Origin of the sequence: Comamonas jiangduensis, assembly GCF_030162955.1 — a bacterium.
Lineage (GTDB): Bacteria > Pseudomonadota > Gammaproteobacteria > Burkholderiales > Burkholderiaceae_C > Comamonas > Comamonas jiangduensis.
Map to the genome: position 1 here is coordinate 1 of NZ_JARXOV010000026.1, position 19921 is coordinate 19921.

Sequence of the window (19921 nt, forward strand, 5' to 3'; positions counted from 1 at the left end):
GTCTGTACTGCTTAGGGTTGTATACCGTGTCCAGATGGCTGCGCTCTGTCTTGCGTCTTTGTTTTGGGCGTTTAAACGGGAGCACATTGGCGCTCTTTTGAGGCCATGTAACCCACAGAATCAGCAGAGCTCCTGCAATAACGATTGCCCAGAATATTTTTTCGCTCATGGACGCTGTTTATAGCCCGTATGCAGCTCACCAGCAGCACGCGCATCTGCTTGTAATTGTTGTTATTTAACGAAAAGACCCATTGTATTTAATTACTGTCCGCCCAAGGAACTAACTCTGCAATTCAAGTCTCTGTACGCGTAGATACACGCAAAAGATTCAAAAAGCTTTGCCAAAGCTAAACCACCGTTTGTAACATCCAGCATCATGAGCTCATACCGTTTGAAAGACAGTGAGCACGATGCTTGAGTTGGACTTGGGTCGCCCACAAACTGGCTGCCATACACCAACTAAAGCTGAAACCGCATGTGTTCTGGTTATGTACCACAGGCTTGGTGGCTGCCAGATTGGGGTTTGTGCTGCAGTATCCGCAAGCGTATGGTGCAGCACCATTCTCTGTACTTGATATCAGAGACGGCGGCTGGTCCGCAACTGCGGGCTTTGCTACAGCAACGCTGTATGCCCTGAGCTTAGGGCTTCGTGCTCAATACAAAAAAACACAATCTTTGATGCTAGGGATTGCAGCGGCGGCTTTCATTTGGTGGGGCGGCTTGGGCTTACTTGATCAGTTTGGAGCCCCTCCTTCTGCCATTCCTGCATGGGAAACCCTGAATTCGCAGGGTGAGACCGTAGATTTAGCTGCGCTACAAGGCAAGCCAGTGGTAGTGAATCTCTGGGCAAGTTGGTGTCCGCCCTGTGTGCGTGAAATGCCTGTGCTGGTGCAGGCACAGCAAGGCCAACCTGACGTGCAATTTATTTGGCTCAATCAGCAGGAGCCTGCAACATCCATCGTGCGTTTTGTCAATCTGCACGGCTTACCTGCTGCGCAGACTTGGCTGGATCCGCAAGGATTTATGGCCCAGCACATTGGGGGCAATGGGTTGCCCACAACGTTGTTTTACGACGCATCAGGACAATTGCAGGCCGTGCGCAACGGCGAGTTGTCTGCTGCCAGTCTGCAGCATTACCTGAAGCAGATCACAAACTGAGTCGACCAGAGTTTTGTAGATAGTGCGCATCCGCCGCAAAACTTAGGTGCTCTCGCCTTGCTTTAAGCCGCCTCATCCTGCTTTATGCACAATACACACACTATGAGAATTCTCCACACCATGCTGCGCGTTGGTAATCTCCAGCGCTCGATTGACTTCTACACCAATGTGCTGGGTATGCAATTGATCCGCACTTCTGAGAACCCAGAGTACAAATACTCGCTGGCCTTCTTGGGCTACGAAGGCGGTAACCCTGGCCAAGCCGAAATTGAGCTGACCTACAACTGGGGCACGGAAAGCTATGACATGGGTACGGCCTACGGTCACATCGCTTTGGGCGTGCCTGATGCGTATGCTGCCTGCGCAAAAATCAAGGCTGCCGGCGGCAATGTCACCCGCGAAGCGGGTCCCGTGATGGGTGGCTCGACCGTGATTGCGTTTGTGACCGATCCCGATGGCTACAAGATTGAGCTGATTGAGCGCAAGGACGATCACGGCGCAGGCACTGGCTTGCGCTAATTCGCACGGCTTCTCTCAAAAAAAACGCCAGCGTTCATCAAGAGCGCTGGCGTTTTTTATGCTCGGTGATTGATTGACGGAAGATGCAACGCGTGGGCAGGCCTTGCTCACGGCAGCAGCGTCACTTCAACCCGGCGCGCTTCTGCATGATTGCCAGTGCTGGCTGTTGCGGCGGGCTTTTTCAGTGCAATCGCCTGCGCGGGTGCACCCAGGCTAATCAGGCGTTTTTGTACCACTTCAGCGCGTTTTTTAGACAGTGCGATGTTTTGCTGGGCATTGCCGGTTTCATCGTGGAAGCCTGAAATCTGTACGCGCTGGCCGTTTTGCATGGCTGCAACGATGTCTTGCAATGCGCTTTCTGCGCTCAATGGAATATCGGTTTTGCTGGGGGCGAAGAAAAGCTTGACCATGCCCTGCTCTACCCGGAACGCGGGCACGCCCTGCAGCACGATGGCAGAAGGTGCCAGTGTGGGCGGTTCATAGGCGGCGTATGTCGTCTGGGCCATGCCACCCGGTGCTGCTTGGGCCGTTTTTTCACTCAAAGTTTCTGCATCTACGGAATAGGACACCGACAACGCCATCAACGCCGCAGAAAACGCCAAGATAAGCATAGGTGTTTGTGAATCGTTGGACTGTGACATGGCATCTCTCGGTGGTAAAGCACTCCTGTGGCGAAGGCTCCTGTTCATGGCAATCGGCGTGCGATGGCACGGCGTGCAAATTTGTAACACATTTGCGACATTTGCAAAAAACTTTTAACTGCAAAAAGTCATAAAACTTGCAGTTCACGCGACCGGCGGCACATTCCCGCAGGTGCACAATCACGGCATGAGCCAAATTTCTGCCCACATTGCTGATTTGCGCAAAAGTTATGAGCGCGCGGAGTTGAATGAGGATGCCTCGCACAGCGACCCTCTTCAGCAGTTTGACCAATGGCTGCAAGAAGCAGTGAATGCGGAGGTGAACGAGCCCAACGCCATGACGGTGGCCACCGTGGGCAGTAATTTGCGCCCGAGCACGCGCGTGGTGCTCATCAAAGGCTATGACGAGCGCGGGATTGTTTGGTACACCAATTACGACAGCCGCAAAGGCAAAGAGCTGGCGGGCAACCCGTTTGCCGCGCTGCAGTTTCACTGGGTGGAACTTGAGCGCGTGGTGCGCATTGAAGGGCGCGTTGAGCGCGTGAGTGAGGCGGAAAGCGATGCCTATTTCAACAGCCGTCCCTTGGACTCACGCATTGGCGCATGGGCCAGCCCACAAAGCCAGGTCATCAGCGGCCGCAGCGTGCTGGTGGCCAATGCCGCCAAATATGGCGCGCAATTTTTGCTGAACCCGCCCCGCCCTGCGCACTGGGGAGGCTTTCGCCTGGTGCCTGACCGCTGGGAGTTTTGGCAAGGCCGCAAGAGCCGTTTGCACGACCGCTTGCGCTATGAGCCCCACAACGGTGCATGGCTGCGTGAGCGGCTGGCACCTTAAGCGCCGACACACACACAGCCGCTGATACAGCGCGGTTTTGCACGACCTCTTGGATGTACTGGGTTTTGTGTACGGCTCCGCTGTTGAGTACCAACGCTTGCGGTGCCGCACAGCAGGTATAGGCAACGCGGCCAAGAGCTATCTTAAAAAGAGCTGCTAGCGCTTTGACATCTTAGGTTTCAGATAGAAATCATTTTGAAACCCATGTATTCCATGCGCTGACAGCTCTTGTTTTTTCATTTTTTTTAAAGCAGCTTTTGCAGCACCAGCAGCACAACGGGCACGGTGAATAAACACAGCCCTGTGGAAATGGCGATGCTGGCCGTCACCTCTTCTTGCGCCACGCCATAGCGCTGGGCAAACATATACACATTCGCGCCCACGGGCAGTGATGCCGCCAGTGCCATGGCCGCCAGGGGGACGCCACGCAGGCCAAACAACCACGCCACGCCCAAAAACAAAATAGGGTGCACCACGGTTTTGACGGCGGCAATACGCACTGCCGGCTTGATCAGGCTGCCCAGTTTGCTGTACGCCAGCGTAACGCCCACCAGCACCAGGGCAATCGGCCCCAAGGCCTGCCCCAGCAACTGCATGGGTTTGTCGACCACCAGCGGAATGCTCCAGCCAGTTTGTGCAAACAGCAGGCCCGCAATAATCGGCAGAGGCACCGGGTGGATCACGCTGTTTTTGGCTGCTTGCCACAAGGTGCGGCCCAGTGCCTGTGGCTTGCCCTGGGCGCTGGATTGGCGCGCCTGCGCCAGCTCAAACACCAGTGTGGCACTGCCCAGCAACACCAAGGCGTGCACCGAAATCAGCGTCAGCAGCGTCACCAGCCCCTCTTGGCCATAGGCCAAGCCCACCAAGGGAATGCCAATCATGATGTTGTTGCTGAACGTGTGGCCCAATGCGCGTGCGGCGGCCAAGGTGGTGAAGCCATAGACCAGCATGGTGCCGGCAAACACCAAGCCCACTGCGACAAAGTACAGCACGATGGGGCTGAAATCCAAGTCCGCCAGCTTGACCGTGGCCATGGTGCGAAACAGCAAGGCCGGGGTCAGCACGTAGAACACCAGATTCGTCAAATCTTTGACGGCGCCCGGTCGAATCCAGTCCACTTTGGCCGCAACCAGCCCTGTCAAAATCAAAAAAACCACTGGCAACAAAGCCGAAAGCGCTGGTGACTCCACGTGTATGCACCTGTAAAAAAATCCGGAGCCAGCACCAGCCCTGTGCTGGTCTGTGCTCCGGATCGGCATCATAGGCCTTGGCTGGCCCTCTTTAAGGCACCTAGGCTACACAGCCCGCCAGCGCTTTAAAAGTCCACGCGCAGCCCCACGATGAGGTTGCGCCCCTTCAAAGGCGCCGCGTGCTTGATGGCCGACGTATGGGCGTAGCCCAGGCGATCGGTCAGGTTGTTAGCCTTCACCGTCAGGCTCACTGGGCTGCCGGCAAACCGGTAGCTGGCACCAAGATTCAGCATGCCATAGCCCCCTGTAGCGTCTTCATACGCCGCTGTGCGGTTTTGGCGCAGCACCCGCACCCACTCAGCCTGCCCTTCCCAGCCTTGCCATGTGCCGTCCACCCGCAGCCCCACGCGGGCCGCTGGAATGCGCGGCAAATCACCACCGTGGGCCAGCTTGGCGCGCACCACATCGCCAAACACACTCACGCCAAAAAAACGGTTGATGCGCTGGCGCACTTGCGCTTCCAGCCCCGTAAAGCGGGCGTTGGCCTGGGTGTAGTGCTGCAGCTGAAAGCCCTCTTGCTCATCCACCGTGCGGCCATAGATATAGCCCTGAATGCGGTGGTGGTAGACGTTGGTGCTCCACGTAGTGGCACCGGTGGTTTTGCGCAGGCCCACATCCCAGGCGTTGCTGGTTTCTTTGCGCAACTGGCTATTGCCCACTTCCCAACTGTTGGTAGCCATGTGCGGGCCGTTGGCAAACAACTCTTCGGCCGAAGGCAAGCGCGCTGCGTGGCTGAATGAGGCGCTGGCCTGCCAGCCTGGCTGAAAACGCCACACCGTGCCCAGCGATGCCGAATTGGCGTGGTGTTTGCGCTCGATCTGGCTGTCAAAGGCTTGCACCTGCTGGCGGTCGTGCCGCAGCGCGGCCTGCCAGCGCCAGTCACCCACTTGCAGCTCTTCCAGCATGAAAACGCCCCATTTTTGGGTGTTGGTGGGCTGTACATAGGCTTCCTCGCCCTCAGCGCTAAAGCGCCGCTGGCCGTTTTGCATGCCCACCATGCCGCGCCAGCCTGCAATGGGCGCGTGCTGCACTTCAATGCGCGCATTGTGGGCCCGGTTGCGAAACTGCGTGGCCACTTCTGCGTCTTCCAGCTCGTCGTGGGCATAACGGGTGTGGCTGCCTTTGAAGCGCAGCGCTTCAACGCCCTGCACCGGGTTGCGCCATTCGCCGCGCACATCCCAGCGGTGGCTGGTCATGTCGACCACGGGTGTGGCTTCTTCTTCCTCGTGGCCATGGTGGTGACCACCGTGGCTGCCGCAGTGCAAATGCTTGCCGTGCGGGTGGCAATCGCTGTGTGCATGGCCGGGTAAGCCATAGGTCGCGCGCTGGCGGGTGTAGGCCGCGCCCAGATAGCCATCGCGCTCCACCCACGACAGGCCAACCGTGCCCGTATGTCCATCGCTGAAGCTGCCCGACACTTTGCGTCCGCCCTCTTCGGCCTGCCAGCCACGCCCCACGCGGTAATCGCTGGCATTGCGCCCTGCCGCCTCCACACGCAGCACCAAGGGGCCGCTGCCTGTGGTCAGCCCCATCGCGCCACTTTTTTCATGGGCGGCGCTGCCCCAGCGCACCTCGGCACTGCCTTGCACGGGCTGGTCTGGGCGCTGCGTGGGCACTTTGTCATCCACCAGATTCACCACCCCACCCACGGCACCACCGTGGATCAATGCGCTGGGGCCACGCAAAATTTCCACTTGCTGCACCAGCAACGGGTCAGCGGTGACGGCGTGGTCCGGGCTGATGGTGGAGGCATCGTGCAATTCCACGCCGTTGGCCAGCACGCCAATGCGCGGGCCGTCCATGCCGCGAATGATGGGGCGGCTGGCCCCGGCGCCAAAGTGGGTGGCGTGAATGCCGGGCTCACCCGCCAGGCTTTCGCCCAAAGTGGCTGCGCGTTGCAGCTGCCATGTCTGCCCTTCCAGCACGCTCACAGGGGCCGCCATATCTTGCGCCGCCCAGCCCAATCCGGTGGCGGACACGGTCACGCCGGGCAAAACCACCTCACTGGCTGGGTGGTGGCCGTGGTCGATGGCCTCTTGCGCGTGGCCCATCTGGATATGGGCCACATACACAGCCACCGCGATGGCTGCAGGTTGAATCAGCTGCAAGTGCCAAGGGGATTGCAAAGACTTCATGTTTTCTTTCAAGCAAAAAGACGCGCGCAGACACTGCCGGCCTGTGCGCAGCGCGCATCAAGCAGCAGACAGCCTCTGCAGCACGGGCAAGCCGTGGCAGCGCATCGTAAAAATCTGGATAAAAAGTGGCTCTAGCGCTTATGTAGAAAGCGCCAATAGCTCTTTTTTTAGAGAGGAACGCCTGAGGTCAGGCGATGAAGTCTTCAGGCGGCGCGCGGGCCTGGAAGATGCGCGTAGGCGCGGGCAACAAGTGGGCAACGCAGATCCACAGCGGTGGCTGTGCCGGTTGCAGATGGCTTGCTGCCACCGTCGCAGGCGTGTTGCTGGCGCCATGCCCCAATTGATCGAGCACCAAACAAGCTTGCGCGCTGTGCCCGTCAAACCATGCGGCAATGCCGCCATGCGTATGCGAGTGCTCAGCGGGTGTACTGGCCTGTGCGATGGAGGAAAGTGTCGGTGCGTGCAGCACCTCGTGCATGCGCCCCAAGGCTGGTGCAATCACCAAAGCCAATGCCAGCCACCACCCTAACCAGGGCGTGCGCGCAGCGTGCATGCGGGAAAACCAGTTCATATCTGAGCTGAAAAAGCGAAAAATCCTTCAGGAAGTGGGGAAACGGTCAGTGTGCGTGGCGCATGCCGCAGTTTTTGCCCAGGGCCAAGCCTTTGCAGCTGGTTTGCAATTGCTTTTGGCAGTCTTCATAAGGCTTGCCAGCAGCCAGACATTGCGCAGCTTGCTCATGCGCGCGGGCCATGCCACGGTGGCGCTCAATATCTTCTTGGGTATGGGCATCGACCTTGGCCGCCGAAGCAGTGGCTGGTTTGCTGTGGCTGTGCGCCGCATCATCGTGGCCGTGGGCATGGTTTTGCGCCCACGCGGGGGCAGACAGCAGCAAAGCGGCTGCCGCAGTACAAAGCAGAGATTTCATGGGAAAGACTCTCAGAGGGGTTGAAGAAAGATGTGCCGCATCAATGGCTATCACTGCCATTACTGCCCGTGGGCACAGTGCGCGCATTCGGCTTGCACGGTGACATCCAGCGTGGGGTTGTGTACCCCGGCCGTCTGTGCCACCGCCTGGCGCAAGGCCTGCAAGGCCGCTTGTACAGCGGCCGCACTGTCGTCCAGCTCCATGGGCTGGTGACAGGCTTTGCATTCCATGTGCGCCGAGGGCGCAGGCGCCAAGGTATTGGCCACCCAATAACGGGTGGTGCGCTGCGCGTCGACCGAGCGTTGCAGCAGCCCGGCTTCGGCCAGCCGATCCAAAGCCCGGTAAACCGTCACGCGGTTGACTTGCACGCCCTGCGCCTGGAGGGCGGCTTCTGCCAGCGCTTGCGTCCACCCCTGCGCCGGTTGCTGCGCAGGCAGCACCGACAGTAACACCTGCACCGCACGCGTCGCGCGCATGCCAGCAGGCAAAGTCAAAGCAGTGGGAGCACGAGATTCAGGCATAAGCAGGCGTAGACAGCCATTAACGCAACACGGTTGCATTATGCCTGTCGCGCAAAGGGGTCGCGGCCTGCCTGCACACGCAGGCTATGTTTTATGCGTCTTTTTTGGCGTGCGCAGCAAAGGTTTGCAAGAACTTGTGCACCTTGGGGCCCACCACGTACGCGCAATAACCTTGGTGGGGATTGCGCGCAAAGTAGTCTTGATGGTAGTCCTCCGCAGGCCAGTAGTTGTCCAGCGGTAGCACCTCGGTCACCACCGGCACACCAAAAACCTTGTTTTGATTGAGTGCCTGCACGAATGCCTGTGCCGCCTCATGCTGCTGGGGCGATGTGGTGTAGATACCGCTGCGGTACTGCGTGCCCACATCATTGCCCTGGCGATTGAGCGTGGTCGGGTCGTGGGTGCCAAAGAAAATTTCCAGCAGCGTGTGCAGCGAAATCTGTTCGGTATCAAACGTTACCTTCAGCACCTCTGCGTGGCCCGTGGTGCCTTCGCACACTTGCTCATAGCTGGGCTGCGGCACGTGCCCGTTGGCGTAGCCGCTTTCTACATCCAGAACGCCTTGCACCCTGTCAAACACCGCTTCTGTGCACCAAAAGCAGCCGCCGCCGAAATAAATGGTTTCTTGCATGTCCTGTTTGTACATCGAGTACGTGGCGCTTGCCGACAGCTGCGAGCTTGCTTTTTGTAGGAAATTAACCACTTGACGCTCTGGGAGGCCTTTCTTATATTGCGGCTAATGACCAGCTGGTCATTTTTATTGGACGGACCGAGTACCTGTGAGCGCCGATATTTCTCCCGCCGATTCCCCGCGTCGCACCCGCCGCAAAGAAGCACGCCCTGCTGAATTAATGGAGGCGGCCACCTGCCTGTTTGTAGAAAAAGGCTATGCCGCCACACGCGTGGAGGAAGTGGCTGCGCGTGCCAATGTATCCAAGGGAACGCTGTTTCTGTACTACCCCAGCAAGGAGGCGTTGCTCAAAGCCGTGGTGCGCGAAAACATTGCCGGGCGCTTTGTGGAATGGAGCAACGAGCTGCGTGATTTTGCAGGCTCCACGCCGGATCTGGTGCGCTATGCCTTCGCCGTGTGGGTAGAGCGTATTGCCCACACGCACGCAGGAGGCATCTACAAGTTGATGACCAGTGAGTGCTGCAACTTCCCCGAGCTGGCAACTTTTTATCTGGAAGAAGTGATTAAGCCGGGCCACGACTTGGTACGCCGTATCTTGCAGCGCGGGATTGAGCGGGGCGAGTTTCGCCCCATCGACGTGAATGCAGGCATCCACCTGATCATGACGCCCATGTTCTCGTACATCCAATGGCGCCACTCCATGGGTGTGTGCTACCCCGATTCACTAGGCATTTCTGCCCAAGCCTACTTCGACATGCACGTAGACAACCTGCTACGCGGCTTGGCCGCTGACCCGCAATGACATCCGGCACGCCCCAGACTGCCCCCGCCGCTGCTCGCCAGACTCCCAAGTGGATGTGGCTGCTGGCGATCATTTGCGTGATTGCCATCATCGGGGGCATGTGGCGTGCACTGGACCATCGCAGCGCAAAAAAAGAAGCACTCAGCGCAAGTCTGGAGAGCGCTGCAGCCAGTTTAAGCATTGCACCGCACGAGTGGATGCACGTGCAGCTGCGTGAGTTGCCCTTGGGGCTGCGCATTACCGGGAGTTTGTCTGCAGTAGATCGCGCAGTGATCAAAGCCCGCGTTCCCGGGGAGCTGCGAGAGCTGCAATTGCGCGAAGGCGATAGCGTGGCGCAAGGCCAGGTGATTGCCCGGGTGGACCCCACCGAGTCCGATGCGCGCTTTCGGCAGGCCCAGTTGCAAGCCAATGCCGCACACGCCCAGGTAGCTATCCAGCAGCGTCAGCACGACAACAACCGGGCGTTGGTGGGCAAAGGGTTTATTTCCGAGACAGCGCTGGCTACTTCAGCCGCCAACTTGCAGGCGGCACAGGCCAATTACGCCGCGGCACGGGCCGCCCAAGACGCGGCACAAAAAAGTCTGGATGACACGGTGCTGCGCAGCCCCATCACCGGCCAGGTAGCGCGCCGCATGGCGCAAAACGGGGAGCGCGTGAACGTGGAGGCGCCGATCCTGGAGGTGGTGAACCTTGCGGTTTTAGAGCTGGAGGCACAGTTGCCCGCGAATGACTCTGCCCAAGTGCGGGTCGGCCAGAACGCACAATTGCAGCTGCGTGCCAGCAATGGGCAAGCGCCGCAGCCCTTACAGGCCCTGGTGGTGCGCATCAATCCCAGTGCTTCCACAGGTAACCGCTCTGTACCCGTTTACCTGCGCCTGACCGCTGCAGCCGATACACCGCTGCGCCCGGGGATGTATGTGGAAGGCTTTATACACACGGGCAGCACACAAGCCTTGGCGGTACCGCTGACTGCTGTGCGCACCGACCAGCCCCAGCCCTATGTCCAAACCGTGTTGAACCATGTGGTGCAGCACAGCCCCGTCACCTTGGGGCCGCAAAGCGTAGGCGAAGCGCAGACATGGGTCGCCGTTCAAGGGCTGCAGCCCGGGCAAATTGCTTTGATAGGGAATGTAGGTGGCATTCCCGCAGGCACCCAGGTGCAACTGCAGGACGCAGCGCAGCCGCGCACGCCTGCTGCTATCCAACCAGCGCCGGTAGGCCGCTGAGCGCACTAAGCACCTGCAGAAAGTACGCACCATGTGGTTTACCAAGGTTAGTCTGCGCAACCCAGTCATGGCCACCATGGTGATGCTGGCCTTTGTGGTGCTGGGCTTGTTCTCCTACCAGCGGCTGGCGATTGATCAGTTTCCGAACATCGATTTCCCCGTGGTCGTGGTTTCTGTGGGTTACCCCGGTGCTTCCCCCGAGGTGGTGGAAAGCGAAGTCACCAAACCGATGGAAGAAGCCATCAACTCGATTGCGGGCATCAACGCCCTCACCTCACGCAGCTATGAGGGTAAATCGCTGATCATCATCGAGTTTCAGCTGCATATTGATGGTCGCAAAGCCGCCGATGATGTGCGCGAGAAAGTCGCAACTGTGCGCCCCCTGCTCCGCGATGAGGTGGATGAGCCTTGGGTGCTGCGTTTTGACCCCGCCAGTGCGCCTGTGTGGTCGGTGGCCGTCTTGCCCGACCGCGACACACAGGCTACGAGCGCGCAGCCGCTGTCGCCCATCCAACTGACCACGTGGGCCGAGCAGGTGCTGAAAAAGCGCCTGGAGAACGTCCGCGGCGTGGGTGCTGTGAATTTGGTGGGCGACACACCCCGCGAGATCAACATTTACCTAGACCCGGCCGCTTTACAGGCGTATGGCATTACGCCCGCGCAGGTGGTCAGTGCGGTGCGCAGTGAAAACCAGGACTTGCCGGTGGGCAGCATTCGTTCGCTGCAGCAAGAGCGTGTGGTGCAGGTGAACGCGCGCATTCAGCGGCCGGAGCAGTTTGCCGACATCATCGTGGCGCAGCGCGAGGGCGCACCTGTGCGACTGGGGCAACTTGCACAGGTGCACGACGGCGCGCAGGAGGTCGAGAGTCTGGCGCTGTACAACGGTCAGCGCACCCTGGTGCTTTCGGTGCAAAAAGCGCAGGATGAAAATACGATTGAAGTGGTCAAAGGCTTAAACCAGGCGATTGACAGCCTGGGCGCAGAATTGCCTGCGGGCATCAAGCTGGAGCCGATTGCCAATGCCGCCCGCCCGATTCAGGTGGCCGTCGACAACGTGCGCCAAACCCTGCTGGAAGGTGCCGTGCTGACGGTGGTGATTGTGTTTTTGTTTCTGAACTCATGGCGCTCCACCATCATCACCGGCTTGACGCTGCCGATCGCGCTGATTGGCACCTTCTGGTTCATGTACATGTTCGGCTTTTCCATCAACATGGTGACGCTGATGGCGCTGTCACTGTGCGTGGGCCTGCTGATTGACGATGCGATTGTGGTGCGCGAGAACATTGTGCGCCACGTCCAGATGGGCAAAAACGCCTATGACGCAGCCATGGATGGCACGCAAGAGATTGGCTTGGCCGTGCTTGCGACCACCTTGTCGATCGTGGCTGTGTTTTTGCCCATTGGCTTTATGGGCGGCATCATCGGCAAGTTTTTCCATGAGTTTGGCATCACCATCGTGGCGGCGGTGCTGATCTCCATGTTTGTCAGCTTTACGCTGGACCCCATGCTCTCCAGCGTATGGCATGACCCCAGCATTCACGTGCATGGCCAATCTGGCACGCGCGCAGGCCAACCCACGCTGTACGACCGCACTTTGGGCCGCATCACGCACTGGTTTGACAATGCCAGCGAAGATTTATCTGCCCTGTACCAGCGTTTGCTGCGCTGGGCGCTGCTGCACAAGCTGGCTACCGTAGTGATTGCCTTGGGCATTTTTGTCGGCAGTGTGCTGATGCTCCCGCTGCTGGGCTCGGAATTTGTACCCGCTGCCGACTTTTCCGAAACCCGCGTTAACTTTGAAACCCCTCAGGGTTCGGCCATTGAGGCCACCGAAGCCAAAGCGCTGCAGGTGGAATCCATCATCCGTGCCATGCCTGAGGTGCGTTACACACTCACCAGCATCAACACCAGCAATGCCGAAGGCAAGCACTCCGCCAGCATCTACATTCGCTTGGTGGATCGCAAAGAGCGCTCACGCAGTCTGGACGCCATGTCGTTGAAGCTACGCGACACCTTGCGCAATGTGCCGGGCATCATCGTGACCCACGTGGGGTTGTTGGAGCCCGTGGGCGGGCAAAAGCAAATTGAATTTTCCATCATGGGCCCAGACCTGGGCGAGCTGGGGCGGCTGAACCAGCAGTTAATGAAGCAGTTGCAGCACATCCCCGGCTTGGTGGATGTGGACACCAGCTTGCAACCTCCCAAGCCTGTCATCAACGTGCAGGTGCGCCGCGATGCAGCCGCTGATGTGGGCCTTTCAGTAGCCAGCATTGCCAGCAGCTTGCGCACCTTGGTGGCGGGCGACACGATTGGCAATTGGCGCGCCAGCGATGATCAAACCTACGATGTGAATGTGCGCCTGGCGCCCCAAGCACGCACGCAGCCTGCTGACTTGCAGCGCCTGCCGTTTGCCTTGACCGGTTCTGACGGAAGTACCCGTGTGGTGCAACTCAGCCAGGTCGCTGACGTGGTTGAATCCAGCAGCCCCAGCCAGATCAACCGCCGCGCCATGACGCGTGAGGTGCAATTTACCGCGAACGTAGCCCTGCGCTCGGTCGGTGAGGTCTCGGCAGACATCACCCAATTGCTGAACCAGCTGCAGATGCCGCCGGGCTACCGCTGGGAGTTTGGCGGCTCCACCAAGAACATGAAGGAGTCGTTTGCCTATGCCATCTCTGCCTTGGCGCTGGCCATCATTTTTATCTACATGATTTTGGCCAGCCAGTTCAAAAGCTTTATCCAGCCGCTGGCGCTAATGACCGCTTTGCCTCTGACGCTCATTGGCGTGGTGCTGGCGCTAATGATGTTCAACTCTTCCGTGAGCATGTTCTCCATCATCGGCATCGTCATGCTGATGGGCCTGGTCACGAAAAACGCCATTTTGCTGGTGGACTTTGCCATCCGTGCACGGGGCGAGCACACTGATGAGTGGGGGCAATTGCAGCCGGGCCTGCCGCGTGAGCAAGCACTCTTGCTGGCCGCCAAAGTGCGGCTGCGCCCTATCCTGATGACCACCCTGGCCATGGTATTTGGCATGGTGCCGCTGGCATTTGCCGTCACCGAAGGCTCCGAGCAACGCGCACCCATGGGGCAGGCCGTCATTGGCGGGGTCATTACCTCATCGCTGCTGACCTTGGTGGTCGTGCCGGTGGTGTATTGCTATTTAGACGATTTGACGCAGTGGTGCAAAAAGCTTTGGAAGGGTCGGGAGCCCGACAACGCCGCAGAAGCACCCCTAGACTCGTAGAATCCTGAGTTTGTTTCAGATAAGCCATCCCGCAGCGGAGGAGACCCCAATGAATTTGCCCCTGAACAGCCTGTTAGATCGCCAAGACGCTACCGAAAATGCCCGCTACAACATGGTGCAGCAGCAAGTGCGCCCATGGAATGTGTCGGCAGAACGCCTGCTCGAAGCGCTCTACACCGTGCGCCGTGAAGATTTCACACCTCCCGCACAGTACAGCCTGGCTTTCATGGACGTTGAAGTGCCCCTGAATGATGATGTAAACGCCATCGAAAACGGCGAGTGCATGCTCCAGCCCCGTGTAGAAGCGCGCATGATCAACGATTTGGACATTCAGCCTACCGATCGCGTGCTGGAAATCGGCACCGGCTCAGGCTACAGCGCAGCCTTGCTGTCCAAGCTGGCCCAAGACGTGGTGACTTTGGAAATCAATCCAGAGTTGGCAGATATGGCCCGCGAAAATCTGGCCGATGCAGATTGCACCAACGTTAACGTGCGTGTGGCCGATGGCTCTAAAGACACCTTGCCCGAAGGCCCTTTTGATGTGATTTTGCTCAGCGGCTCCGTCGAAGTGCTGCCCCAAGCGCTGTTGTCGCACCTCAAAGAAGGCGGCCGCCTGGCTGCCATCGTCGGGCAAAAGCCCATGATGCGCTTCACCATCGTGACCAAGCAAAACGGCCAGACCACGACCAAAACCCCATGGGATCTCGTGGTGCCGCGCCTGCAAGGCTTTGCAACCGCGCCACGTTTCACGTTCTAACGTCTGCGTTTATCGGTCTCACCGGAGAGTTGTATGTTTTATCAAGTGCGCCCTTCCCTGCTGGACGAGTGGTTGGGCCAATTCGCCGGTGATGCTGCCAAGCCCGTCGTTTTGGACGTGCGTGAAAAGTGGGAGTGCCAAGTAGCCAGTGTGGCGCCCAGTGACCAGTTTGAGCTGCAGTGCATTCCCATGGGCGAGATCACATCCCGCCTCAATGAGCTTGACCCCGAGCGCCCGATTGCCTGCCTGTGCCACCACGGCGCGCGCAGCATGAGCGTGGCCGTATATCTGGTCGAGCGTGCAGGTTTCGAATGCGTGGCCAATATCACAGGGGGCATTGACGCTTGGTCGCATGAGCGTGACCCTAAAGTGCCTACATACTGAGTCGAGCAATACAACAACAAGGCAGACAGGCGCTGCCGGTGAGATTCTTGGAGACGTTTCCCATGGTCTTTTCATTCGGGCAGCACATCTCTCGCGCTTTGCGCCCCGCTATGGGCCGGATTGCCTGCGCAGCTTTACTGGCTTGTGTACAAACTGCCGCCGTACAGGCCCAAAGTTTGGTGCAACTTACCGAACAAGCCCAGGCTTATGACGCCGCCTGGCAAAGCGCGCGCGCCCAATTGGACGCCACGATCAGCAAAGGTGCACAAGCCCAAGCGGGCTTGCTGCCGCAAGTCGGCATTCAAGCCGGCAGCCAATACAGCGAAACACGGGTGCGGGGCAGCTTTCCGACCCAGCCACTGGATGCACGCCAAGACTCCGCCAGCTTGCAAGCCAAGCAACCGCTGTATAACCCCGCTAACTTGGCCACCTACCGCCAAGGCACGCGCAATGTGGATTTGGCGTATGCCCAGGTGGACGCTGCATCGCAAGATTTGCTGGTGCGCACAGCGAAAGCCTATTTCCAAGTGCTGGCCGCGCTGGATACCCTGCATCTGGTGCAAGCGCAAAAACGAGCGGTGGCTGAACAGTACGAGTACGCCAAACGCAATTTCGAAATTGGCACGGCCACGGTCACCGACTCACGCGAAGCACAAGCACGGTTTGACTTGGTGCGTGCCCAAGAAATCGCTACCGAGAACGATCTGCGCGTCGCACAAGCTGCCCTGGAGCAATTGGTGGGCGCTGCAGGTGCAACGCCGTGGCCACTGGCACAGCCCGTGCGCCTGCCACAACTCATGCCAAATGATCTGCAAGTCTGGCTCGATACCGCGCAAGCCCAAAGCCCGCTGATTCGGCAAGCGTTGATTGCCGTGGATGTGGCACAGCTAGAAACGGACAAAGCCTACGCGGGGCATAAACCAACCGTAGATTTGCAGGCCAGCTACGGCACGCAGCGTAATCCCGATGGCTCATTGACCATGCCGGTGCGCAACAACGCGACGGTGGGAACGGTGGGGGTGGTGATGAACATCCCCCTCTTCGCCGGATTTGCCGTACAAAACCGTGTCAAAGAAACACTCTCGCTGGAGGAGAAGGCCCGTGCCGATTTAGAAGCTGCCAAACGCCAAGTTGCGCAGGCGGTGCGCACTGCTTTTTTGGGTGTGCAGTCGGGTTACGGACAAGTCCAAGCATTGGAGGCTGCGGTGGCTTCCAGCCAAAGCGCCTTGGAAGCTAATTTACTGGGCTATGAAGTGGGCGTACGTATCAACATCGACGTACTTAATGCTCAAAGCCAGCTCTACCAATCGCAAAAAGACCTGGCCCAAGCACGCTACAACCTGCTAGTGGGGCAACTTCAGCTGCGCCAAGCGGCGGGTAATTTAAGCATGCAAGATGTGCATAGCATCAATGCTGTGTTGAGCCCCGCGCAGCTTGAGACCTTGCCAAGCATTCCCAGTTCTCAAAAAAAATGAGCATTAAGCGCAGATAAATAAAAGGGTTCAGTACAGAAACATACTGGACCCTTTTATTTGCTGCGTCAGCAGCTATCTTTTTAATAATTAGTGCTGTTAAAAACCTCTGTTTATTAGAGCATTTGTTTGTTTTAGAATATAAATAAATCTCATGTAAGCTGCATTCGTTGTTGTATAAAAAGCGCCAGTAATCCAGCGCTTTTTAGAGTACGACCCAAGTGGTACTTATTTGATCAACTCTAGCATTTGCTTAAAGGCTGGGTGCTCACAGCTGCGAATCCATTCAAAGGCCACCATTTCGGTCGTCACCAGCTCAGCACCTGCGCCAGCTAAACGGTCAAAAGCCGCATCACGATTGCGCTCACTGCGCGAACTGCAAGCATCGGTCACCACCCACACTTCCATCTCCTCTTCCAGCAACTGCAAGGCTGTCTGCATCAAACAAACATGGGCCTCGCAGCCGGCGATGATGATGGAGGGCCGTTCAGGCTCTTGCGGGGCAGCTGGCTTTTGCAAATGTTTAGGCAAGCTGCGTGCATTGCCACCTTGCTGTTTTTTGACAGGCGGGCGTAGCGCGTCAATCAAGCCCTCTTCTGCAGCGCTAAAGCTCATCTTGGCGAATGTCTCATCGCACAGCGCACGCAATTGCGCATCGTTGGGACCCAGGCGACTGGGGTTTTGCTCGGTTGCCCACACTGGCACCTGCATCAGGTTAGCCAGCTTCGCAAGCTTGATGGCATTCGCCAGCACCTGTGGGCCTTCAAAAATAGCTGGCATCAGTTTTTCTTGGTAGTCGATCAGCACCAACTGCGAGTCATCGGCATCCAGCAACATGTGTTTTTTCCTAGAGTGTTCTTCAATAAGACTGCATTGTCGCAGCGATAAGACCTGCCCGTCACCCAGCTACCAGAAGTTGGTGCGGGCTGCTTCACATCAAACGCTGGCCAAACATCCAGTGGGAAACCATAACTGGACGTGATTTGTAAGGCATTTTCTGCCCACAACGTCAGGAAGCCGTGATAACCTCCGGCCCCATGACTTGCAAATGGCTATTCGTTCTCGCCCTTGTCTGTGGAAGCGTGCAAGCAGCTCCCACTGCCGACGAGGCTCTTTCTCAGGATCGTTTGACCCAAATCCTGAAAGAGCGTGGTCTTGGGGCCAATCTACAAACGGTAGGTCATACCGTTGCAACCAACACATCCAGCCTGATTAACACGGCCATGGGCATGATTGGCATTCCCTACCGGTTTGGTGGCACCAGTGCAGACACTGGCTTTGACTGCAGCGGTTTCGTGCGTGCTATCTACCAAGACACCGTGGGGCATCTTTTGCCACGCCGGGCGGATGAGCAAGCCAAAGCCACGCAAAAGATTGACAAAAAAGAACTCAAGCCAGGTGACTTGGTGTTCTTCAACACTATGCGCCGTGCATTCAGTCACGTCGGCATCTATGTAGGCAATGGCCAGTTCATTCACTCCCCCAGCAAGGGCAAAACCGTCCGTGTTGAAGATATGAATACCAGCTACTGGGCAAAGCGCTTCAATGGTGCGCGCCGCGTTGATGTGGCCAATGTAGACACCGACAGCCTGCTGTCCAGCGACTTGAAAACTCCTTAAATCTTGCGCTCACGCATCAAGGCCTGCTTCATGCAGGCCTTTGTTTTTATTCACGCCCAAAACTGCCTCGTATGACTGAAAAAGCCACCCCCAAACCCAAACTGGTTCGCTGGATCATTGGCACGCCTATCGCACTGTTTGCGTTGCTGATGCTGGGCAGCCAGCTCATGTTTTATTTTTCCCCTAACAAAGAAGAACAATGGCTGGAGCGAGAAACCATCCGGCTGTGCTGGAAAGAGCGTGAAAAAGGACCCAAGGAAAACACCCCTGCCCAGTTCAAAGAAGGCCAGTGCGAACAGCTCGAATTTGACTTTAAAAACAAGTGGAACGTGAATCCCTGAACCACTTGCCGCTACTTGCAGTCAATTGCGACAAAGCCTTGCGGCTGAGGCTGTGTGAAAACACTGCTTTGGCGGTGGCTCAAATTTAGAATCTTGGCATCTGTATTGATGTCGACATTCACCGAAGGTGAATGTCGACATCAGGTCACGCTGCTGCCAGAGTGCTTGGATGACTTCATTGGTGAAGATAATCCCGTGCGAGTCGTAGATGCCCTCGTTGATGAGCTGGACTTGCGGGCTTTCGAACTCAACAGGGTTGCGCCTGCAAGCACAGGTCATCCGGCATACCACCCTGCAGTGATTGTGGTGGCGATCTTGCTATGCGAAGGCCTTGTGAATTTGCTGCCAACACCTGCTTGTAGGGCGCACAACTCAGACTATTCACTTCCAGTCATCCCTCACCTCGTAGATCACCCAAGCTACAAGCATCACCAACAGCCACAGGCCAACAAGTTGATTCATTAGGGCAGACATCACAGCTCTCCTTGAAGTGCGTGATGGGTTCATGATCCCACTTTCAATTCACATCTGCAAACGTCCTACGCCCGCACCCTGAGCGGTTTTTTGCATGAGTCGTGCTGAGCCTTGGATTAGTTGTAGCTACAAACACAAAAATATTGCAAGGGCACCGGCCAGATGGACAACCGATGCCGAAAGAAAGACGGGAAGGGTTTGAAGGCGAGTCTCACAGTCCACCTGCCCAGGTGGGTCATGAAGGTGATTCCCCTTCACCGCATGGGGCAACTGTGGTCTGGAGCCGGGAAACCGGGAAGAGTTAGGCCGGAAACCAGCGCCTTGTGACCAAGGGCTGCGGTTTGGAAAACAAGCGCCTTTGTTACTTACGCATTCATACAACGCGGGTATTGCTTCAGGAGCAAATTGAAGTCGTGAAAGCAATTCTGCCTTTCACTCATCTTTGAGGAGTCCACCAATGCCTCAGCAAATCAAATCTGGCTAAAACAACCCTAGTCAGAAACATGGGTAAGAGCGACAAGCTGAGTGATCTTCGCCTGGTCTGAAGCAGCTAGGACAAGCCCAGAATAAAAAGCAGTAAGACGGTGCTTTCAAGCAGCACTGGTTGTTGCGAGTCGCTCTTCGTTACAACAGCCCGCCTCGCGCGGGCTTTTTCATACCAAACGCAAGCAGCTTCCACCTGCAGGCTGTTTTTTCAGTTTCCAGTTACAAAATTCTGTTTCAGTTTGATACAAGTTGTGCCGATAACAGCTTAAGTAGCCAAACAGATAAGGAGACAGCAATGAAGCAATGCATCATCAAGGTCGCAGGAGCGCGCTATACCGCCCTCTTCCCTAGTACTTGCGCAGCACTAGAAGATGCCTTGAAGCGTTTCCCTGGTGCTACAGCAATCAGCGTGAAGACGGCATAAACACTCCCGCCTCACGCCTTCAGAACCAAGCCCGCCCAGTGCAGGTTTTTTACGCCCAAGCCAGCACACCATG

General features: G+C 57.4%; 21 protein-coding genes. 13 read left to right on the forward strand and 8 right to left on the reverse strand.

Annotated elements, in window-relative coordinates; genetic code table 11:
• Positions 1-504: 504 nt before the first annotated feature.
• Together QEP12_RS16290 and gloA are read left to right on the forward strand one after the other, a co-directional pair.
• Positions 505-1158: a TlpA family protein disulfide reductase gene (locus tag QEP12_RS16290; protein WP_284214929.1), complete on the forward strand. Its 654-nt coding sequence runs from the start codon at positions 505-507 to the stop codon at positions 1156-1158.
• A gap of 102 nt (positions 1159-1260) precedes the next feature.
• A complete protein-coding gene (gene gloA, locus QEP12_RS16295; RefSeq protein ID WP_284214930.1) occupies positions 1261-1677 on the forward strand; it encodes a lactoylglutathione lyase in 417 nt (138 codons plus the stop codon).
• A 107-nt stretch (positions 1678-1784) separates the two neighbouring features.
• Here the strand turns inward: gloA and QEP12_RS16300 are convergent, their stop codons facing one another.
• Positions 1785-2318 carry an OmpA family protein gene (locus QEP12_RS16300; RefSeq protein ID WP_284214931.1) on the reverse strand — a complete coding sequence of 178 codons (534 nt, stop codon included), beginning with the start codon at positions 2316-2318 and terminating at the stop codon, positions 1785-1787.
• A gap of 172 nt (positions 2319-2490) precedes the next feature.
• Between QEP12_RS16300 and pdxH the strand changes: the two genes are divergently transcribed.
• Positions 2491-3153 (forward strand): pyridoxamine 5'-phosphate oxidase, encoded by a 663-nt coding sequence (pdxH, locus tag QEP12_RS16305; RefSeq protein ID WP_284214932.1) that lies wholly within the window; start codon positions 2491-2493, stop codon positions 3151-3153.
• A gap of 245 nt (positions 3154-3398) precedes the next feature.
• Here pdxH and QEP12_RS16310 read toward each other — a convergent pair whose 3' ends face one another.
• From QEP12_RS16310 to msrA, 6 genes are all read right to left on the reverse strand, one after another.
• Complete coding sequence (locus QEP12_RS16310; RefSeq protein WP_174863566.1) at positions 3399-4343, reverse strand: AEC family transporter; 945 nt, start codon at positions 4341-4343, stop codon at positions 3399-3401.
• A 125-nt stretch (positions 4344-4468) separates the two neighbouring features.
• Complete coding sequence (locus QEP12_RS16315) at positions 4469-6538, reverse strand: TonB-dependent receptor (protein WP_431308106.1); 2070 nt, start codon at positions 6536-6538, stop codon at positions 4469-4471.
• 187 nt (positions 6539-6725) lie between these two features.
• Positions 6726-7109: a hypothetical protein gene (locus tag QEP12_RS16320; RefSeq protein ID WP_174863567.1), complete on the reverse strand. Its 384-nt coding sequence runs from the start codon at positions 7107-7109 to the stop codon at positions 6726-6728.
• A gap of 46 nt (positions 7110-7155) precedes the next feature.
• Positions 7156-7464 carry a hypothetical protein gene (locus tag QEP12_RS16325; protein ID WP_246254373.1) on the reverse strand — a complete coding sequence of 103 codons (309 nt, stop codon included), beginning with the start codon at positions 7462-7464 and terminating at the stop codon, positions 7156-7158.
• A gap of 59 nt (positions 7465-7523) precedes the next feature.
• Complete coding sequence (locus QEP12_RS16330) at positions 7524-7958, reverse strand: transcriptional repressor (protein WP_284214933.1); 435 nt, start codon at positions 7956-7958, stop codon at positions 7524-7526.
• A gap of 118 nt (positions 7959-8076) precedes the next feature.
• The gene (gene msrA, locus QEP12_RS16335; protein ID WP_246254374.1) at positions 8077-8616 is read right to left on the reverse strand and encodes a peptide-methionine (S)-S-oxide reductase MsrA; all 540 of its coding nucleotides are present in this window, start codon (positions 8614-8616) and stop codon (positions 8077-8079) included.
• A 148-nt stretch (positions 8617-8764) separates the two neighbouring features.
• On the opposite strand from msrA, the gene QEP12_RS16340 reads away from it, so the two are divergent.
• From QEP12_RS16340 to QEP12_RS16365, 6 genes are all read left to right on the forward strand, one after another.
• Positions 8765-9418: a TetR/AcrR family transcriptional regulator gene (locus tag QEP12_RS16340; RefSeq protein ID WP_246254375.1), complete on the forward strand. Its 654-nt coding sequence runs from the start codon at positions 8765-8767 to the stop codon at positions 9416-9418.
• Positions 9415-10644: an efflux RND transporter periplasmic adaptor subunit gene (locus QEP12_RS16345; protein WP_284214934.1), complete on the forward strand. Its 1230-nt coding sequence runs from the start codon at positions 9415-9417 to the stop codon at positions 10642-10644. The genes QEP12_RS16340 and QEP12_RS16345 overlap by 4 nt, the downstream gene beginning before the upstream one ends.
• 31 nt (positions 10645-10675) lie before the next feature.
• The gene (locus QEP12_RS16350; protein WP_284214935.1) at positions 10676-13891 is read left to right on the forward strand and encodes an efflux RND transporter permease subunit; all 3216 of its coding nucleotides are present in this window, start codon (positions 10676-10678) and stop codon (positions 13889-13891) included.
• 49 nt (positions 13892-13940) lie between these two features.
• Positions 13941-14648: a protein-L-isoaspartate O-methyltransferase family protein gene (locus tag QEP12_RS16355; protein ID WP_284214936.1), complete on the forward strand. Its 708-nt coding sequence runs from the start codon at positions 13941-13943 to the stop codon at positions 14646-14648.
• A 33-nt stretch (positions 14649-14681) separates the two neighbouring features.
• The gene (locus tag QEP12_RS16360; RefSeq protein WP_284214937.1) at positions 14682-15032 is read left to right on the forward strand and encodes a rhodanese-like domain-containing protein; all 351 of its coding nucleotides are present in this window, start codon (positions 14682-14684) and stop codon (positions 15030-15032) included.
• A 62-nt stretch (positions 15033-15094) separates the two neighbouring features.
• Positions 15095-16507 (forward strand): TolC family outer membrane protein, encoded by a 1413-nt coding sequence (locus QEP12_RS16365; protein WP_431308107.1) that lies wholly within the window; start codon positions 15095-15097, stop codon positions 16505-16507.
• 225 nt (positions 16508-16732) lie between these two features.
• Here the strand turns inward: QEP12_RS16365 and QEP12_RS16370 are convergent, their stop codons facing one another.
• Positions 16733-17341 carry an isochorismatase family protein gene (locus tag QEP12_RS16370; RefSeq protein WP_219164635.1) on the reverse strand — a complete coding sequence of 203 codons (609 nt, stop codon included), beginning with the start codon at positions 17339-17341 and terminating at the stop codon, positions 16733-16735.
• Positions 17342-17541: 200 nt separating this feature from the next.
• Here QEP12_RS16370 and QEP12_RS16375 point away from each other — a divergent pair, with 200 nt between their 5' ends.
• The 4 genes from QEP12_RS16375 to QEP12_RS16390 all read left to right on the forward strand — a co-directional run bounded on the left by QEP12_RS16375 (position 17542) and on the right by QEP12_RS16390 (position 19848).
• Positions 17542-18123, forward strand: coding sequence for a C40 family peptidase (locus tag QEP12_RS16375; protein ID WP_219164636.1), 582 nt, complete (start codon positions 17542-17544; stop codon positions 18121-18123).
• A 71-nt stretch (positions 18124-18194) separates the two neighbouring features.
• Positions 18195-18464, forward strand: a complete 270-nt coding sequence (locus tag QEP12_RS16380; protein ID WP_219164637.1) for a hypothetical protein — start codon at positions 18195-18197, stop codon at positions 18462-18464.
• 108 nt (positions 18465-18572) lie between these two features.
• Positions 18573-18929: a transposase gene (locus QEP12_RS17100; protein ID WP_488798546.1), complete on the forward strand. Its 357-nt coding sequence runs from the start codon at positions 18573-18575 to the stop codon at positions 18927-18929.
• A 790-nt stretch (positions 18930-19719) separates the two neighbouring features.
• Entirely contained in the window at positions 19720-19848 is a 129-nt protein-coding gene (locus QEP12_RS16390) for a hypothetical protein (RefSeq protein WP_257469264.1), read from the forward strand.
• Positions 19849-19921: the final 73 nt, after the last annotated feature.

Excerpts from the sequence above, each read along its gene's own strand:
- QEP12_RS16360 (WP_284214937.1), top strand. The coding sequence starts at position 14,682 with ATGTTTTATCAAGTGCGCCCTTCCCTGCTGGACGAGTGGTTGGGCCAA.
- QEP12_RS16320 (WP_174863567.1), bottom strand. The coding sequence starts at position 7,109 with ATGAACTGGTTTTCCCGCATGCACGCTGCGCGCACGCCCTGGTTAGGG.
- QEP12_RS16325 (WP_246254373.1), bottom strand. The coding sequence starts at position 7,464 with ATGAAATCTCTGCTTTGTACTGCGGCAGCCGCTTTGCTGCTGTCTGCC.
- msrA (WP_246254374.1), bottom strand. The coding sequence starts at position 8,616 with ATGCAAGAAACCATTTATTTCGGCGGCGGCTGCTTTTGGTGCACAGAA.
- QEP12_RS16315 (WP_431308106.1), bottom strand. The coding sequence starts at position 6,538 with ATGAAGTCTTTGCAATCCCCTTGGCACTTGCAGCTGATTCAACCTGCA.
- gloA (WP_284214930.1), top strand. The coding sequence starts at position 1,261 with ATGAGAATTCTCCACACCATGCTGCGCGTTGGTAATCTCCAGCGCTCG.
- QEP12_RS17100 (WP_488798546.1), top strand. The coding sequence starts at position 18,573 with ATGTCGACATTCACCGAAGGTGAATGTCGACATCAGGTCACGCTGCTG.
- QEP12_RS16390 (WP_257469264.1), top strand. The coding sequence starts at position 19,720 with ATGAAGCAATGCATCATCAAGGTCGCAGGAGCGCGCTATACCGCCCTC.
- QEP12_RS16355 (WP_284214936.1), top strand. The coding sequence starts at position 13,941 with ATGAATTTGCCCCTGAACAGCCTGTTAGATCGCCAAGACGCTACCGAA.
- QEP12_RS16300 (WP_284214931.1), bottom strand. The coding sequence starts at position 2,318 with ATGTCACAGTCCAACGATTCACAAACACCTATGCTTATCTTGGCGTTT.
- QEP12_RS16350 (WP_284214935.1), top strand. The coding sequence starts at position 10,676 with ATGTGGTTTACCAAGGTTAGTCTGCGCAACCCAGTCATGGCCACCATG.
- QEP12_RS16380 (WP_219164637.1), top strand. The coding sequence starts at position 18,195 with ATGACTGAAAAAGCCACCCCCAAACCCAAACTGGTTCGCTGGATCATT.
- QEP12_RS16365 (WP_431308107.1), top strand. The coding sequence starts at position 15,095 with ATGGTCTTTTCATTCGGGCAGCACATCTCTCGCGCTTTGCGCCCCGCT.
- QEP12_RS16375 (WP_219164636.1), top strand. The coding sequence starts at position 17,542 with ATGACTTGCAAATGGCTATTCGTTCTCGCCCTTGTCTGTGGAAGCGTG.
- QEP12_RS16345 (WP_284214934.1), top strand. The coding sequence starts at position 9,415 with ATGACATCCGGCACGCCCCAGACTGCCCCCGCCGCTGCTCGCCAGACT.
- QEP12_RS16370 (WP_219164635.1), bottom strand. The coding sequence starts at position 17,341 with ATGTTGCTGGATGCCGATGACTCGCAGTTGGTGCTGATCGACTACCAA.